This window comes from Acinetobacter sp. RRD8, from assembly GCF_031844225.1.
GTDB lineage: Bacteria > Pseudomonadota > Gammaproteobacteria > Pseudomonadales > Moraxellaceae > Acinetobacter.
This window is the reverse complement of record NZ_JAUZUU010000001.1, coordinates 70,362-82,680: the sequence shown is the minus strand read 5'-3', so window position 1 is coordinate 82,680 and position 12,319 is coordinate 70,362. Positions and strand designations below refer to the sequence as shown.

General features: G+C 43.5%; 15 protein-coding genes. 8 read left to right on the top strand and 7 right to left on the bottom strand.

Annotated elements, in window-relative coordinates:
• Positions 1-85: 85 nt before the first annotated feature.
• From recA to Q9R24_RS00410, 3 genes are all read right to left on the bottom strand, one after another.
• Positions 86-1,129, bottom strand: a complete 1,044-nt coding sequence (gene recA, locus Q9R24_RS00420) for a recombinase RecA (RefSeq protein ID WP_004279873.1) — start codon at positions 1,127-1,129, stop codon at positions 86-88.
• 145 nt (positions 1,130-1,274) lie between these two features.
• Positions 1,275-1,715: an RNA-binding S4 domain-containing protein gene (locus Q9R24_RS00415; RefSeq protein WP_004646726.1), complete on the bottom strand. Its 441-nt coding sequence runs from the start codon at positions 1,713-1,715 to the stop codon at positions 1,275-1,277.
• Positions 1,708-2,394: an HAD-IA family hydrolase gene (locus Q9R24_RS00410; RefSeq protein WP_311203469.1), complete on the bottom strand. Its 687-nt coding sequence runs from the start codon at positions 2,392-2,394 to the stop codon at positions 1,708-1,710. Before Q9R24_RS00410 ends, Q9R24_RS00415 begins: the two co-directional genes overlap by 8 nt.
• Before the next feature lie 13 nt (positions 2,395-2,407).
• Here Q9R24_RS00410 and Q9R24_RS00405 point away from each other — a divergent pair, with 13 nt between their 5' ends.
• The 3 genes from Q9R24_RS00405 to Q9R24_RS00395 all read left to right on the top strand — a co-directional run bounded on the left by Q9R24_RS00405 (position 2,408) and on the right by Q9R24_RS00395 (position 4,426).
• Positions 2,408-3,259: a 3'(2'),5'-bisphosphate nucleotidase CysQ gene (locus Q9R24_RS00405; protein ID WP_005246616.1), complete on the top strand. Its 852-nt coding sequence runs from the start codon at positions 2,408-2,410 to the stop codon at positions 3,257-3,259.
• Between the two features lie 62 nt (positions 3,260-3,321).
• Complete coding sequence (locus Q9R24_RS00400) at positions 3,322-4,062, top strand: phosphoglycerate mutase family protein (RefSeq protein WP_311203468.1); 741 nt, start codon at positions 3,322-3,324, stop codon at positions 4,060-4,062.
• A gap of 238 nt (positions 4,063-4,300) precedes the next feature.
• Positions 4,301-4,426 carry a hypothetical protein gene (locus Q9R24_RS00395; protein ID WP_004646731.1) on the top strand — a complete coding sequence of 42 codons (126 nt, stop codon included), beginning with the start codon at positions 4,301-4,303 and terminating at the stop codon, positions 4,424-4,426.
• Between the two features lie 161 nt (positions 4,427-4,587).
• Here the strand turns inward: Q9R24_RS00395 and rpsT are convergent, their stop codons facing one another.
• Positions 4,588-4,857 (bottom strand): 30S ribosomal protein S20, encoded by a 270-nt coding sequence (gene rpsT, locus Q9R24_RS00390; protein WP_004279868.1) that lies wholly within the window; start codon positions 4,855-4,857, stop codon positions 4,588-4,590.
• A gap of 214 nt (positions 4,858-5,071) precedes the next feature.
• Between rpsT and Q9R24_RS00385 the strand changes: the two genes are divergently transcribed.
• The 5 genes from Q9R24_RS00385 to Q9R24_RS00365 all read left to right on the top strand — a co-directional run bounded on the left by Q9R24_RS00385 (position 5,072) and on the right by Q9R24_RS00365 (position 9,987).
• Positions 5,072-5,737 carry an NAD(P)H-binding protein gene (locus Q9R24_RS00385; RefSeq protein ID WP_311203467.1) on the top strand — a complete coding sequence of 222 codons (666 nt, stop codon included), beginning with the start codon at positions 5,072-5,074 and terminating at the stop codon, positions 5,735-5,737.
• 12 nt (positions 5,738-5,749) lie between these two features.
• Positions 5,750-6,259, top strand: coding sequence for a ribonuclease E activity regulator RraA (rraA, locus tag Q9R24_RS00380; RefSeq protein ID WP_005096725.1), 510 nt, complete (start codon positions 5,750-5,752; stop codon positions 6,257-6,259).
• A 117-nt stretch (positions 6,260-6,376) separates the two neighbouring features.
• The gene (locus tag Q9R24_RS00375; RefSeq protein WP_004646733.1) at positions 6,377-7,159 is read left to right on the top strand and encodes a glutathione S-transferase N-terminal domain-containing protein; all 783 of its coding nucleotides are present in this window, start codon (positions 6,377-6,379) and stop codon (positions 7,157-7,159) included.
• A 222-nt stretch (positions 7,160-7,381) separates the two neighbouring features.
• Positions 7,382-8,065, top strand: coding sequence for a response regulator transcription factor (locus Q9R24_RS00370; RefSeq protein ID WP_311203466.1), 684 nt, complete (start codon positions 7,382-7,384; stop codon positions 8,063-8,065).
• Positions 8,065-9,987 carry an ATP-binding protein gene (locus tag Q9R24_RS00365; RefSeq protein WP_311203465.1) on the top strand — a complete coding sequence of 641 codons (1,923 nt, stop codon included), beginning with the start codon at positions 8,065-8,067 and terminating at the stop codon, positions 9,985-9,987. The genes Q9R24_RS00370 and Q9R24_RS00365 overlap by 1 nt, the downstream gene beginning before the upstream one ends.
• A gap of 86 nt (positions 9,988-10,073) precedes the next feature.
• Here the strand turns inward: Q9R24_RS00365 and Q9R24_RS00360 are convergent, their stop codons facing one another.
• From Q9R24_RS00360 to Q9R24_RS00350, 3 genes are read right to left on the bottom strand one after another with little or no spacing between them, the layout of a single operon-like run.
• The gene (locus Q9R24_RS00360; RefSeq protein WP_311203464.1) at positions 10,074-11,243 is read right to left on the bottom strand and encodes a cupin domain-containing protein; all 1,170 of its coding nucleotides are present in this window, start codon (positions 11,241-11,243) and stop codon (positions 10,074-10,076) included.
• A gap of 29 nt (positions 11,244-11,272) precedes the next feature.
• The gene (locus Q9R24_RS00355) at positions 11,273-11,866 is read right to left on the bottom strand and encodes a Maf family protein (RefSeq protein ID WP_311203463.1); all 594 of its coding nucleotides are present in this window, start codon (positions 11,864-11,866) and stop codon (positions 11,273-11,275) included.
• Positions 11,866-12,249 (bottom strand): DUF2237 family protein, encoded by a 384-nt coding sequence (locus tag Q9R24_RS00350; protein WP_004279857.1) that lies wholly within the window; start codon positions 12,247-12,249, stop codon positions 11,866-11,868. Before Q9R24_RS00350 ends, Q9R24_RS00355 begins: the two co-directional genes overlap by 1 nt.
• Between the last annotated feature and the right edge of the window lie 70 nt (positions 12,250-12,319).

Genomic DNA, 12,319 nt, shown 5'->3' with positions numbered 1-12,319 from the left:
CTCGGATTTTAGATTCCCTATATAATAACAAAACGCCCCGGAGGGCGCTGTGTATTGACGTTTAAAGATGATGCATCTAATAAGATCATGCATCTAAAAAGTCAGGTTCTTCCTTGCTATCGTCTTCTTCAACAACCACTGCTTTAGTCAGAAGCTGGTCACGAATCAGTTTTTCAATCGTCTGAGCCATTTCTTTATGCTCTTCCAGATAACGGATGGTGTTGTTCTTACCCTGGCCAATTTTGTCGCCTTGATAAGAATACCACGCACCAGCTTTCTGCACGATTTCTTGCTGTACAGCAAGGTCGATCAATTCACCTAGATGGTTAACACCTTTGCCATAAAGAATCTGGAATAAAGCTTCTTTAAACGGAGGCGCCATTTTGTTTTTCACGACTTTGACTTTGGTTTCAGAACCAACAATCTCGTCACCTTCTTTCACTTGGCCGATACGACGGATGTCCAAGCGAACAGAGGCATAGAATTTCAGTGCGTTACCACCAGTTGTGGTTTCAGGGCTACCAAACATGACACCAATCTTCATACGAATCTGGTTAATGAAGATCACCATACAGTTGGAACGCTTGGCATTACCAGTAATTTTACGCAGTGCCTGGCTCATTAAACGGGCTTGCAGACCCATATGCGAGTCACCCATTTCGCCTTCAATTTCAGCGCGCGGAGTCAATGCAGCAACAGAGTCGACAACGATCATGTCGATCGCGCCAGAGCGTACCAGCATGTCTGCGATTTCAAGTGCCTGTTCACCGTGATCCGGTTGCGATACCAGCAGGTTGTCAATATCTACGCCCAGTTTGCGCGCATATTGAGGATCAAGTGCATGTTCCGCATCGATGAATGCACACGTACCGCCTGCTTTCTGACACTCTGCAATTGCTTGCAGGGTCATTGTGGTTTTACCTGAAGATTCAGGACCATAGATCTCGACGATACGACCTTTAGGTAAACCACCAATACCGAGTGCAATATCCAGCGTTAAAGAGCCTGTAGACACAGCTTCAACTGCCTGAACGGTATTGTCACCAAGACGCATAACTGTATTTTTACCAAACTGTTTTTCAATCTGGCTTAAGGCAGCGTTGAGCGCCTTGTTTTTATTCTCATCCATCTTACAACCTCAATACGATGTCACTAAGTTAGTACTCAAGTGGATGTCTTAAATTAGAGCTTTGTTCCACAGGTGTATAGTGACAGAATTTTCCCTAGTGTTCTATAAAAGTCAGCGCATGTACGACATATTCTGACGCTTAAATTTAATCGTCATTATAGGACCATGACTGATCGAAATTCTGACTATTTTCATTTTTAAATCTACTGATATCACGACGATCCTTCTTGCTTGGACGATGATCGGGACGAGCTAGATTATGCAACTTTCTTTGTGATGTAATCAATTCCCGGCGTGCAATACTGACTTCGGTTTCTTCATACAGTTTTTGTGCCACGGGTGCAGGTCCACGAACATCAGAAAGTTCCTTAACCAGCACGGTTTTTTTGTCGATGCCTTGCTGAATCGTCAGTTCCATACCAACACGGACTTCGCGCGATACCTTGACACGTTCACCATTGTGATGGACTTTGCCACCTTCAATCGCATGTTTGGCAATCGAGCGGGTTTTAAAAAACCGTGCTGCCCACAGCCATTTGTCTATACGCATGCCTACCGCATCTTCGGGTAAAGACGATTTACGCATATTTTTTTTCTACCTCAGCCTGATTTAAATGAGTGATTAAATCTGTTAATTGGTGCAGCATCGGGTAATTACAAGTCTGGCGTGCTACTTTGGCTGAAGAGGGTTGCTGGATGCTGAACAGGTTCTGAATGCCATAGGTTTGGGCCCCATTCAGGACTTTTTCAGTATCATCAATAAAATAAGCATGTGCAGGATCAAATGGATGCAACGCATTCAGGCCTTGCCAGAATTCGACAAATTCTTTGGCATGCCCAATCGTTTCTGAGCTGACGATGACATCGAAATAATCTCTTAAATTCAAGTGATCCAGTTTAAAGGCTAGACCTGCGCAGTCAGCATTGGTGGCCAGCCAGATTGGATAACCATTATTTTTAAGATAATCGAGCAATTCGAGACAATGAGGGCGCAAGGCGACTTTATCTTTATGTTCAATTTGCATCGCCAGAACATCGACTTCGACTTTAGCCGTCCAGAAGCGTGAAGAGTACCAGTTTAAGGTATGATTATGTTCCTGATAGAATGCATAGAGTGTCGCCTGGCTGTGTTCCAGGCTACAGCCATGTGTGGCAGCATAACGCACAGGCAATAACTCGTTCCAGATGAAATCATCGTAGGCAAGATCAAGTAAAGTGCCATCCATATCGAAAATTATGGTAGGTTTTTCAGAGCATTTTGACATATTTAGGTTTTCTATGTTTAAAGCAACAGCAGCACCACAAGATCCAATGATTTTGCAGTTTGTGCCCATTTTGACACAAGCCTGTGAAATTTTGCGAGAAGAATATCAGCGTTATTGTTCTGGTGCAGCTTTTGATGTCATCAAAAAAAATGATAATTCTCCGGTGACTCAGGCAGATTTTCGGGTCAATACTTATCTGACCCAGGCTTTGGCAGAGATTTCCAGCTTGCCTTTACTGTCTGAAGAAGGACAGGAACATGAACGCCGCTCATGGTCAGAATTCTGGTTACTGGATCCGCTAGATGGTACCAAGGAATTTCTGCACCAGCGCCCCGAATTTACCATTAATTTGAGTCTGGTCAGAGGCAGTTTGACCACTTTTGCCATATTGGCGGTTCCGGAGCAGCAACTGATTTATTTCTGTCCTGAGCAGGGCTTGCCTTATAAATATGATATCCAAAAGATGACATGGTTTGCTTATGAAATGCTTGAAACTACTAAAATGATTGCTGTGGGATTGAGCCAAAGTAGCCAGCAGAAACCGAAATATACCGAGTATTTGCAAAGTCTGGCTAAGCTCACTGACTACACCGAATTTAAAGCGGGCAGCGCTTATAAATTTTGCATGATGCTGGAAGATCAGGTAGACATCTATCCACGTTTTCATCCGACCTCGGAATGGGATACCAGCGCTGGTCAATGTATGCTCGAACGGATTGGGGGTGGTCTGGTTGATTTAGAAGGTCGTCCATTTATTTATAATCATCGGGATACCTTGCTGAACGGTGGATTCATTGCTTATAAAAATAATGATATGAAAATTATTGCATTGCAGGCAGTGTCTGACATGCAGGCCGAGCATTGAGCAAAATTCTGAGCGTGTTATAGTGGTGCTTAACCTATTACCAATCCAGAGTTGGCTGTAACGTGTCCCTGAAACTGCTTCCACCGAGTATGTTGAGTGCAATTGATTTATTGCCTGATGTACAAACGCCTGTCACCTTATTCACACGGCATTCGATTCGTGAGGAGGTTCCGGGGCAGGGTTTGGCAGGCTATGATCTGCAACTGACCAAGCAGGGGCGGGATCTGGCGCAGGAATGGGGTGCTTATCTGGCTGATCAAACCGATCGTGTGATTCATCACTGTATTTCAAGTCCGATTCAGCGTTGTATTGATACCGCTGCATTGATGATTGAGGGGGCAGATGCGGTTACCCCTGAGCAGAATACCCATCGTATTGAAATTATTGAACAGGGACTTCTAGTGGAGCCTGGCAGCTTTGTGCTGGATATTCAAAAAGCAGGGCCTTATTTTGCCAAGCAAGGTGCGCTCGGTTTTATTAACAGTTTTGTCAATAATGCCTTGCCGGGGATGAAACAGCCGATTCATGGCGTAGTGGATGTACTAGAACTGATTTACAACACCCATCCACAAAATAAATATGGGCTAAGTTTGGCCGTTAGCCACGACACCATTTTGGCAGCGATGATTGCGGTGATGTCAGGGCGTCAGGATGTCAGTCGGGAAGACTGGCCAAAAATGATGGAAGGTCTGTTTGTCTGGTTTGAGGGTGATGTATTCCTGGAATCCAAACTGAAATGGATCTGGCGCGGTCAGGTACATGAACTGGATATTGCCGATTTTAAACGTTCCCAACTTTCTTAAATGAAAATATTCTTTCAAAACTCAATTGTTCGCAGCAGTTGAGTTTTTTATTGGGGAGTTAGGAATTATGAAGATGGTGTGGCCTTTCATATTGACCATTCAATAAAAGTCAGTCTAAAACGATAAAAATAAATTTTAAACTGCACCTTTTTACATTTATAGGGTGAAAATTCAATAATGTAAGTATAAAAATTATCTATGCTTAATAAATATAGAAATATTCATCTTGAGGAAAATTATGAAAGTTATCACAATTTTTAGCCTGATCGCGATTTTGGGTTTAACCGCATGTCAAAAGCGGGACACTGACAATACGAAACAGGATAAAACCACTTCGCCATCCTCTATGGATAAAGATCAATAATCTAAAAGAGAGGGAGATTCAGGTTTTTATCTCACAGTATCGCATTGACTGGATGAGTGCTGTCTAAACAAATTATTTTTCTGAATGAGTCATTATATTTTTTAGTTTCTTCAAATTCCAGACACAAAAAAAGCCCTAAAAAGGGCTTTTTTCATTTGCGATTAGTTAGAAGCTAGTGCTTTAACTTGCGCGTTCAAGCGGCTCTTATGACGAGCTGCTTTGTTTTTATGGATGATGCCTTTGTCAGCCATACGGTCGATTACTGGAACAAGCGATTTGTACGCTTCAGTAGCAACAGCATAGTCATTAGTGCTGATAGCAGCTAATGTACGTTTAAGATAGGTACGAACCATAGAACGCAAGCTTGCGTTGTGTTTGCGTGCTTTAACGTTTTGACGAGCACGTTTTTTAGCTTGAGCAGAGTTTGCCACTCGTGCACTCCTTGAAATAGATTGGTCTGGGCGGGCTGAAACTCAACTGAAAACCAACATCAGAGGAATTATCACCAGCCCGTAAACAAGTGCCATATTTTGATTAAACTAAGCACCGAAGTCAAGTCTTGACATGCTTTGACAACATTTTAGATGCAGAAAAATTCTAAAGAAAACGTTAGATTAGTATTCCACCTAGGAGATCGTATAAAAAATGACTAAATCACTGACTCATCCCATCGTGATAGGTGCCACCGGCTTGGTGGGAAAACAACTGATAAAACGTTTGCAAGATGAGCCGACTTGCCAGCAGATTACTGCAGTGGTCAGAAAACATCAAAATGATCTGGATGCTTTGGATAAAGTTCAACAACTGGTACTGGAAGATTTCCTGATGTTGAATGATCAGGATGTCAGCAAGCATAGCCATGGTTTTAGCTGCCTGGGCAGCACCATGAAAAAAGCCGGATCCAAACAGGCATTTTATAGTATTGACTATACCATAAATGCTCACTTTGCAGAGCTGTTACAGCAAACCTCAGCCCATTATCTTTTGCTAAGCGCAATGGGTGCCGATTCCCAATCGCATTTTTACTATAATCGGGTCAAAGGTGAACTGGAAGAATATATACAAACATTGACCCTGGACAGAATCAGTTTGATTCGACCTTCATTGCTCATTGGTGAACGTCCAGAGCAGCGTTTTTTGGAAGATATCGCGCAGCAGGTTTACCACAAAGTATCGCGTTTTATTCCAGATAGTTTTGCCTATAAGCCAGTGACAGCCGATCAGGTGGCTCATACTATGGTCGAGGCCGCGCTAACTCAGACGGTAAAATTTGAAATTTATGATAATTTACGCATACAAAAAATGAAATGAGGGGAAAACACCGTGTCTACAGCAGCATTTGTCACCTGTGACTTGTTAGATGATCATCCAGAACTAGAGCTTCAGGTAGTGACACCTTGCCTGGACGGTAAATTTTTCAAGAGTTATGGGGCGCGCAAAACCTTTGGCGGTCAGATTGTGACAGTAAAATGTTTTGAAGATAACTCACGGGTCAAAGAATTATTGGCCACAGATGGAACAGGCAAGGTCTTGGTCGTAGATGGCGGTGCATCGATGCGTTGTGCCTTGATGGGTGACCTGATTGCAGAATCAGCAGTCAAAAATCACTGGAATGGTGTAATTATTTACGGTTGCGTCCGTGATGTCGATGCGATTGCTGAACTTGATCTTGGGGTGCATGCATTGGCGGCTATTCCACAAAAGAGTAATCGCAAGGGTGTGGGTGAAGTTGATATCTCTCTCTGCTTTGGTGGTGTCACGTTTAATGCTGGCGATTATGTCTATGCAGACAATAATGGTATTGTGGTGTCTAAAACAGCTTTAGTGGCTTAATCGGCTGAAATCTGCATTTCTGCATGCAAGAATAACAACAAAACTCATCTGTACCCTGAAAGACAGGATGCCTAGATTCTGTCTTTCATTCATATAAAACAAAAATAGGAAAATACTATGTTGAGTCATCAAATTAAAGTTGTACAAGCTTTGGCCTCTTCAATCGCTGAAGGTGGACGTGGGATGGTGGGTACACCGTTTCCAAATCAGCCTGAAAAAGCCTTGAAGCTCTATGAATACGAGGGTTCACCATTTTGTCGTCGGGTGCGTGAAGTCATGACCTTGCTAAATCTGGATTATGAAGTTTATCCATGTCCACGAGGGGGTACTCATTTCCGTCCTGAGGTGCAGCAATTGGGTGGAAAACTGCAATTTCCTTTTTTAGTTGATGAAAATACCGGTGATCGACTCTATGAGTCTCAGGATATTATCGATCATCTGTTCAAGCATTATGGCAAAACCGGCAAAACTCCCAAGAAATATGCTCACTATCCTAAAATTCCAGTGGCTGCAATTGCGGGAACCGTCCTCAATGGTTTACGCGGCGGAATGGTGAATCCCAAGATTAAGGATCGGCCAACACCTGAACTGTTATTAGAATTATGGGGCTTTGAGGCCAGTCCTTATACCCGAATTGTACGCGCCGTTTTGAGTGAACTGGAAGTGCCGTTTGTTTTTCATAATGTCGCTAAAGAGCGCTGGCAAGATTATGGACCGGCCAAATTGCGTTTAAAACCGGGAAAATATGAACCACTACCAGGCGGTAAGCGTGAACATTTGTTTGAAATGATGGGAAATAATATTCAGCTTCCCTATCTGGTCGATCCAAATACAGATACCAAAATGTTTGAATCGGCTGAGATTGTGAAATATTTAAAACAGCAATACGGTACTGCTTAAAGTAGACAGCTCGTATAACTTCAAAAGATTTTCTATCTTGAACTGCCATCTGCTAAACAGATGGCATTTTTTATGTCTATGATATGGAAAACGGGCGTAAGCGTTTCTCGCTGCTTAAAACTTCAGATAATAAAAAATAAATAAATCATGATTTTTAGTGTGATTTTGTTTATATTTTAATCTTAAAGGGGATATATAAAAATAAATATAAGGGGCGTGCTTATGACAGCATCGGAGGCAGTCTTGCCAGTACCAGTATTAATCGTTGAAGATGAATATGTCATTCAGCGCCGTTTAAAAATTATATTAACCAATCTAGGTTATAACGAAGACGTTCTGCTATTTGCCAACACGGTTAAAGAAGCATATTCCATAGTTCAGCAACAGCCGATTGCACTGGCCTTAGTAGATTTGGGGTTGCCAGATGGAAGTGGGATTTCAATTATTGAAAAAATCCGCGAACAGGACGCACAAGCGTTGATTCTGGTGGTGTCTGCCTGGAGTACCCAAGATAGCCTGTTTAGGGCAATTCAGGCCGGTGCGACCGGTTATGTGCTGAAAGAACGGGATGATGTTGAAGTCGCCTTGGCTATTCGCAGTATTTTGCGTGGCGGTGCACCGATTGATCCCTTTGTTGCCCGTGAAATTTTAAAACAGATTTCTATTCCCACCATTTCAGCAACAGTAGAACAGAACAGGCCAGCTGCGGATCAGGAAACGCTCACACAGCGGGAGCAGGAAATCCTGTCCTTGGTTGCGCAAGGTCTGAGTAATCGTGAAATTGCCGAGCAGCTCTGTGTATCACGCTATACCGTCGAAAGTCATATCAAGCATATTTACCGCAAACTCTCGGTCAGTAAACGTACCAAGGCGGTCAGTACCGCACGGCATCTGGGAATTCTGTAATGTCATCTGCCTGTTCCAGAAGCAGCAAACGGCAGCGACTGAAATGGATCGGTGTTTTTGTCCTGTGCAGCTGGCTTTGCTTGTTCTGTAGGATGAGTCAGGCACAAAACCATTTTCAGATTAATGATCTTTGTCAGGTGAAGATCGAATATATTCAGAAGGTTCAGGCTCAGGGTCCTACCGAGATGCCGACATCAGGCTGGCAAAGCGTACGTTTGCCGGATAACTGGCAGAATAACTGGAAGAATTATCATGGGGGTGCCTGGTACAAGATTGTCTGGCGTTGGTCATGTCAGGACAACATCCGCCTTGCAGAACCGGTTGCCTTTTCTATTGATTATATTAATTCGGCAGGTGCCGTGTTCCTGAATGGTGACTTGCTTTGGTCTGACCGGAACTTGCAAGAGCCCTTGTCGAAAAGCTGGAATATGCCGCGTTACTGGGTTTTCCCGATTAGCGGTTTGCGTAAAGACAGTAATGAAATCCTGATTTATGTAAATGGCTACAGTTTCCAAAGCGCGGGCCTGGGCAATATTCAGTTTAATAATGTGTTGGTGAATAGCCAGCAGTATTTGGAAAAAATCTGGGATCGCCGTACCGTATTCCAGATCAATATGATTTTCTCTGCCACGATTGGGCTGATCTGTTTCATTATCTGGTTATTCCGGCGTTCAGAAACCACTTTTGGCTGGCTGGCACTCAGTTCACTGTTGTGGATTCTGTTTATTTCCAATGTCTTGACTACAGAAAATTTTCCATTTCACTCCACGATTTCGGCAGCTAAAGCCAATATGCTTTTTTTCATTGCCTATATCCATTGTTTTTGTCTGTATCTGATCCGCTTTGTAAAACAGAAATTTAAGCAGTTGGAGCGAGGATTTATTCTGGTCAGCGTTCTGTCCAGCCTACTGGTGATGATCAGTCCTTTGGATTATTTGGAGCAGGTACTGGGTGGAGTGTTTATCATCTATGTATTGCTCTTTGTCAGTTGTACTGTGTATATCAGCTATCAGGCCATCAAAACCCGAAATGGAGAATATCTCTTCCTGACGTTATGTCTTTGGGGGATTTTGCTGTGTGTAGTTATCGACCTGATCATGTTGAACCAAACCAAGGTCAATGAATTTTCACCTTTATCTCCCTATACCTCACCGATTATTACCTTGTTTGTGGTGCTCATTATGGGTACACGCTTGAATCGTAATGTCAGGAAAATCGAAAAATTTAATAGCCAGTTAGAACGTAAAGTCCAGCAGGTCAGTGCCGACCTGAATAAAAGCCTGAGCGATAAACATCAATTGGAGCTGACCAATGTTCGTCTGCAAGAGCGGATTAATCTGTCACATGAACTGCATGACGGGTTGGGAGGGTCTATTGTCCGTTCCATGATTCTGGTGGATCAAAGTAGCGAAACAGTTTCTAAACAGCAGTTTCTTTCCATGCTGAAACTGCTCAGAGATGATCTCAGACAAATCATTGACAGTGGTTCATCTATTGAAAATAAAGTCCCACAAACGCCGGTACTCTGGATCGCACCGGTACGTTATCGTTTTACCCAGCTGATGGAAGAAATGGGGATTGTAGTTGAATGGTCATTTCCAAAAGTCTGGCAGCGTGAACCGACGGCATTACAGTGTTTGACCTTGATCCGAGTAGTCGAAGAAAGTCTGACCAATATCATTAAGCATAGTCAGGCCAGTCAGGTAAAAGTCAGTCTGGAATATTCCCAGCCACATCAGCTTACTTTAAGCATTCAGGATAATGGCATCGGTTTCGATGCTGACATGGTGCAAAAAAATGGTCTGAGTATTGGAATGCGCAGCATGAAAATGCGGGTTGAGCGCATGGGAGGATTGTTCCAGATTGAATCTGAACAAGGAGATACGCTGATTCGTGTTGTATTAGAGCTGTATCAGCCTTAATTAGTTAGAATTCTAGACTCTAAAAATAAAAAAGAGGATCATGTGATCCTCTTAAAAATTATTGCCTAAATAGAACCGTGGAAAGATTACTCGTCTTCTGGCGGTGGAACCAGCATCAACACGGCTTCATTTAATAATGCAGCAACATCTTCCAGAATTTCTTCATCAGCGAAGCCTTCACCGAATAACAGCGCTTCACCATCTGCAAGCTGTTTGAGTTTTGCGGTAAATGTCTCAGAGATGCACACACCCTCACCATTTGCCCAGAACAGAACGTCGCCGTCCGTTTCAGTATAAAGCAGGCGTGACGCAGGTTCGAGCATCAGGCTATAGCCCTGATCGAGTGCTTCTTCCAGATCACCTGTACCGATTTCTTCTGCTTCAGGCAGGTTTTCAGGATATTTAGGTTCGGACATCAAGCTCATGATGGCATCTTCGAGAACATTGGAATTATGCAGTTGCTGCATGATGTGTTCTTTCAGATATTCCAGCTCATTGCTGCTCACTTCACCGATAGCACCGACTTGATCACGGATGATATCCAGCAATGGGTTACGCAGCGTTTCATTTTCAGAGAATTTATCCCCGACACGATCCATCATGTCACTGATATTTGGCATGCGGAAACCGAATGAATAAGTCAGGCAGTCATCTTCAGCTACGCCGTAGTGAGCCAGACCAGGCGGTACATACAGCAAGTCGCCAGGTGCCAGCACTTCGTCAAAGTTAACTTCTATTTCAGGCAATAATTTAAGCGGTTGACCCGGAACGAATGCTGTTTCGGCATCACACATTTGCCCAAGCTGCCAGCGACGGTGGCCATAGCCTTGTACCAGAAACACATCATAGAAATCGAAATGCTTGCCGACTGAGCCGCCTTGTGGAGCATAAGACACCATGATGTCATCGCGACGCCATTGTGGAATAAACGGGAATTTTTTCCAAAACGCAGACAGGTCAAATGAATAGTGATCTACAGCCTGAACCAAAAGCGTCCAGAGCTTGGGCATTTTCTGGAAATCTGCTTTGAGCAAAGGTGAAGATTTCACGCTCCATTGATTCGGATCACGATCTTTCTGCTTGATGAGACGGGCAGTGACATGTTCTTCAAGCGCAAGTTCCATCACATCATTGGGTTCAAGCAAACTGGCGATTTCAGGCATTGCATTACGCACCAGTAAAGGTTTCTTTTGCCAGTATTCGCTAAGGAATTGTTCAGCGGTAATACCGCCTAGTACGTCTAAAGGTTGAGACATAGAGTAAAGCCTGAATTTAAAGGGAGAGATTAAGGAACCAAAATTTTTAATTCACGAAGAATATGACAGAGCTTGATCATTGGCATGCCCATCAGCGTGGTCTGATCTTGTCCGATCATTTCTTCAAACAAGCTGATACCGAGGCTTTCACATTTGAAACTGCCTGCACAATGCAAAGGTTGTTCAATTTCGACATAACGCTCGATTTCGACCTGAGACAGTTTGCGGAACTTGACTTTATAGTGTTCAACCAGACTTTGTTCAAAACCGGTCGATAGCTGCTGCACACTGAGCGCAGTACTAAAATAGACAATCTTGTGCGAGTTGGCTTGTAGCTGGCGAATGGCCTTTTCAGTCGTTAACGGTTTACCAATAAAAATATCCGGCGCACCTTCACGCCATGCCACCTGATCTGAGCCGATCACAATCGCTTCTGGATTTTGTTCAGCAATATATCTGGCTTTCTCAAAAGCCAGTCGTTGTGCCAGATCATCTGCGTGATTTTCCCCGCGAGGAGATTCATCAATATCCGGTACCATGGAAATATAATTAATATGCAGACGATCCATCAGCGCTTTGCGGGTTTGACTGGACGATGCCAAGATAATTTGTGCAGAATTCATTAGACAGCATATTCCTCAAGAATATTTAACGGTACATACGCCAGAACAGCTTTGTGACAGGCTTGTAGCTTGATCGGTGGAGCTTGACCCGCTTCATAGGCTTCGACCCAGCGCGTTACGCAGATACACCAGAAATCGCCAGGTTGCAGGCCCGGGAAATCCAGTTCGGGCAAAGGCGTAATCAGGTCATTACCGACTTTTTGAGAAAAATTCAGAAATTCTGAGGTCATTTGCGCGCAAACCGTATGCTGGCCCAGATCGGTGGTCGCAGTATGGCAAAAGCCATTGCGGAAATATCCGGTAATCGGATCGAAGCAACAGCTGGACAAAGGCTCACCTAACACGTTCAAACGGTTAAGATTTGGATCAGGATGTATCGACATAGGGACTGAATCTAAAAGAGGCTTTTTTCTATCATAACAAAACTTTGGCATTCATAATGTTTTCTGCAAA

Excerpts from the sequence above, each read along its gene's own strand:
- Q9R24_RS00415 (WP_004646726.1), bottom strand. The coding sequence starts at position 1,715 with ATGCGTAAATCGTCTTTACCCGAAGATGCGGTAGGCATGCGTATAGAC.
- recA (WP_004279873.1), bottom strand. The coding sequence starts at position 1,129 with ATGGATGAGAATAAAAACAAGGCGCTCAACGCTGCCTTAAGCCAGATT.
- Q9R24_RS00375 (WP_004646733.1), top strand. The coding sequence starts at position 6,377 with ATGTTGAGTCATCAAATTAAAGTTGTACAAGCTTTGGCCTCTTCAATC.
- Q9R24_RS00370 (WP_311203466.1), top strand. The coding sequence starts at position 7,382 with ATGACAGCATCGGAGGCAGTCTTGCCAGTACCAGTATTAATCGTTGAA.
- Q9R24_RS00360 (WP_311203464.1), bottom strand. The coding sequence starts at position 11,243 with ATGTCTCAACCTTTAGACGTACTAGGCGGTATTACCGCTGAACAATTC.
- Q9R24_RS00365 (WP_311203465.1), top strand. The coding sequence starts at position 8,065 with ATGTCATCTGCCTGTTCCAGAAGCAGCAAACGGCAGCGACTGAAATGG.
- Q9R24_RS00405 (WP_005246616.1), top strand. The coding sequence starts at position 2,408 with ATGTTTAAAGCAACAGCAGCACCACAAGATCCAATGATTTTGCAGTTT.
- Q9R24_RS00350 (WP_004279857.1), bottom strand. The coding sequence starts at position 12,249 with ATGTCGATACATCCTGATCCAAATCTTAACCGTTTGAACGTGTTAGGT.
- Q9R24_RS00355 (WP_311203463.1), bottom strand. The coding sequence starts at position 11,866 with ATGAATTCTGCACAAATTATCTTGGCATCGTCCAGTCAAACCCGCAAA.
- Q9R24_RS00410 (WP_311203469.1), bottom strand. The coding sequence starts at position 2,394 with ATGTCAAAATGCTCTGAAAAACCTACCATAATTTTCGATATGGATGGC.
- Q9R24_RS00385 (WP_311203467.1), top strand. The coding sequence starts at position 5,072 with ATGACTAAATCACTGACTCATCCCATCGTGATAGGTGCCACCGGCTTG.
- Q9R24_RS00395 (WP_004646731.1), top strand. The coding sequence starts at position 4,301 with ATGAAAGTTATCACAATTTTTAGCCTGATCGCGATTTTGGGTTTAACC.